At 68.0% G+C, this 2,801-nt stretch carries 1 protein-coding gene and 1 pseudogene; both read left to right on the top strand.

The genetic code is table 11. The annotated features are described in order from the left end of the window. Nucleotides 1-271 precede the first annotated feature (271 nt). Nucleotides 272-1,705: pseudogene (gene istA / locus AB0J67_RS40435) on the top strand (IS21 family transposase); the annotation flags it as partial. A gap of 230 nt (nt 1,706-1,935) precedes the next feature. Then, complete coding sequence (istB, locus tag AB0J67_RS40430) at nt 1,936-2,706, top strand: IS21-like element helper ATPase IstB (protein ID WP_363491014.1); 771 nt, start codon at nt 1,936-1,938, stop codon at nt 2,704-2,706. The last annotated feature ends 95 nt before the right edge of the window (nt 2,707-2,801 follow it).

Genomic DNA, 2,801 nt, shown 5'->3' with positions numbered 1-2,801 from the left:
CCGCTGCACCGTCAGCAAGACCGGCACCATCGCGCGAGCGATCCTGGCCCTACACCACTCGACATCGACGCCAATCAGGATGAAATGACCTCACTACAGCAGTACAACGCCGCCACAGCCGACGCTCATTAGCGTCCGTCGATCATCAAGTCTGCGTCAGAGCCGTTAATTGCCCATGGGAAAGTGAGCGGCTGAGAGGTCCTCGTGATCAGAAGCAAGTTCCTCTCGCCTGTGCTGGGCGAGGGACCTGATGGCGAGGAGGACGTTTGTCGTGGTCGATGTGACCGAGATTCTGATCCACTGGCATGCGGGCCGGTCGATCAATCAGGTCGCCGAGAGCCTGGGGCTGGACCGCAAGACGGTCCGCAAGTACGTGGCTCCGGCGATCGAGGCCGGGCTGGCGCCGGGCGGGCCGGTGATGTCGCAGGCGGAGTGGGCGCGGCTGGTGATGGGCTGGTTCCCGCAGTTGGTCGACACGCGGCTGCGCAAGACGACGTGGCCGCAGATCGCTGAGCACCACGAATACATCAAGGCGCAGCTCAAGCCGGGGGTCACCCAGGCGACGATCTGGCAGCGGCTGCGTGATGAGCGCGGGCTGCAGGCCAGCTACGCGTCGATCAAGCGGTATGTCGCCGACAACATGCCCGAGGAGACTCGCCGCGACCGGGTGGTCGTGCTGCGCGACGAGGTCGAACCCGGCTCGGAGGCGCAGATCGACTACGGCCTGCTGGGCTCGTGGCTGGACCCGGCGACGGGCCGGCGGCGCAAGGTGTGGGCGTTCGTGATGGTCCTGACCTGCTCCAGGCACATGTTCGTGAGACCGACGCTGACCATGGACCAGCAGTCGTGGACAGCGGCTCACGTCGCGGCGTTCGCGTTCTGCGGCGGGGCCGCGGCGCGGCTGGTGCCCGACAACCTGGCCACCGGCGTGGCCCGCCCCGACCTCTACGACCCGAAGATCAACCGGTCGTATGCGGAACTGGCCGATCACTACCGGGTCCTGGTCGACCCGGCCCGACGCGCCAAGCCCCGGGACAAGGGCCGGGTCGAGCGGCCGATGCCCTATATCCGTGACAGCTTCTGGCGCGGACGTGAGTTCGCCTCGGTGGATCAGATGCGTAAGGCCGCGGTCGACTGGTGCCTGCAGGTCGCCGGGCGGCGTTCGTGCCGGCCGCTGCAGGGCGCCTCGCCGCTGTCGGTGTTCGAAGCAGTCGAGGCCACGGCACTGGTCAGCCTGCCGGCGCGGCAGTTCGTGCTGGCGTCGTGGTCGACGGCGACGGTCGGCCCCGACATCCACATCAAGGTCGGCAAGACCCTGTACTCGGTGCCATGGCAGTACCTGGGCCAGCGCGTCGACGCCCGAGCCACCGAGTCGACGGTGCAGATCTTCCACAACTCCCAGCTGGTCGCCACCCACGTGCGCAAAGCGGCCGGCAAGCAGACGCTGACCAGCCACTACCCGCCGGAGAAGGTCGCGTTCCAGGTGAGGACGCCGGACTGGTGCCGCCGCCAAGCCGAAGACATCGGCCCGGCCTGCGCCGAGGTCATCGACCTGCTGCTGGAGATCGGCGCGGTGTTCCGGCTGCGGGCCGCCCAAGGCATCGTCGGCCTGGCCGCCAAGTACACGCCGCAGCGGCTGGAGGCCGCTTGCGCCAAGGCCATCGCGGTCGGCGACCCGTCCTACCGCACGATCAAGGGAATCCTGGCCGTGGGAGCGGAGACCGAGCCGGTCGCACCGGGCAGCGGCGACGGCGGCGCCGGCGCGTTCCTGCACGGCCCTTCGCGGCTGTTCGCGGACGTCGTCACCCTGCCCATCCCGAGCGAGGCGCCCGCGATCGACCTGTCCACGCCGAGCCCCGCCCGCCTTGGCCTGGGCGACTCCGAGCACGTCATCTGAACCGCACCGACCGACCTACCGCACAGGAAGAGACTTTTGTGAGCATCGTTGAACCCGCGCTGCACGACAGCCTGCGCGCGCTGAAGCTGTCCGGCATGCTGCAGACCCTCGACGCCCGCCTCATCCAGGCCAACGCCGGTGAACTGGGACACCTGGAGTTCCTGCAGGTCCTCTGCCACGACGAGATCACCCGCCGGGAGAACATGGCCATCCAGCGCCGCATCATCAAGGCCCGGTTCGAAAACCAGGTGACCCTCGAGGAGTTCGACTTCGCCGCCAGCCCGAAACTGCCCGCCGCGCAGATCCGCGACCTGGCCGCACTGCGCTGGCTGCAAGCAGGCGAATCGGTGATCCTCTACGGGCCGGTCGGGGTCGGCAGGACCCACGTCGCCCAAGCCCTCGGCCACCTGGCCGTCCGCCGCGGCGCACTCGTGCGCTTCACCAAGACCAGCCGCGCCCTGGCCGACCTCGCCGGCGGGCACGCCGACCGCACCTGGGCCAAACGACTCGGCGAACTCGTACGTCCCGACCTGCTCATCCTCGACGACTTCGCCATGCGCGAGCTCACCGCCGTCCAGGCCGACGACCTCTACGAACTGGTCTCCGAACGCACCCGCGTGGCCAAGTCCGTGGTCCTGACCTCCAACCGCAGCCCAGTCGACTGGTATCCGCTGTTCCCCAACCCCGTCGTCGCGGAGTCCCTGCCCGACCGGCTGATCAACACCAGCCACCAGGTCTTCATGAACGGACCCAGCTACCGACCGAACAAGCGACCAGCCGCATCGGCAACCAAGACCGACACCAAGTAGTTACGATCTTGTGCGCAATAGCTGACGGTGGCGGCTGCCGGTCCGATCGCAGATCCTTTCTGGATGTCTTGTCGCTGGGCTCGTCGTGTCTTCAG

Source organism: Catellatospora sp. NPDC049609 (genome assembly GCF_040675365.1).
Taxonomy (GTDB): domain Bacteria; phylum Actinomycetota; class Actinomycetes; order Mycobacteriales; family Micromonosporaceae; genus Catellatospora.
The sequence above is the reverse complement of the archived record's forward strand: the minus strand, read 5'-3'. Positions and strand labels throughout refer to the sequence as shown.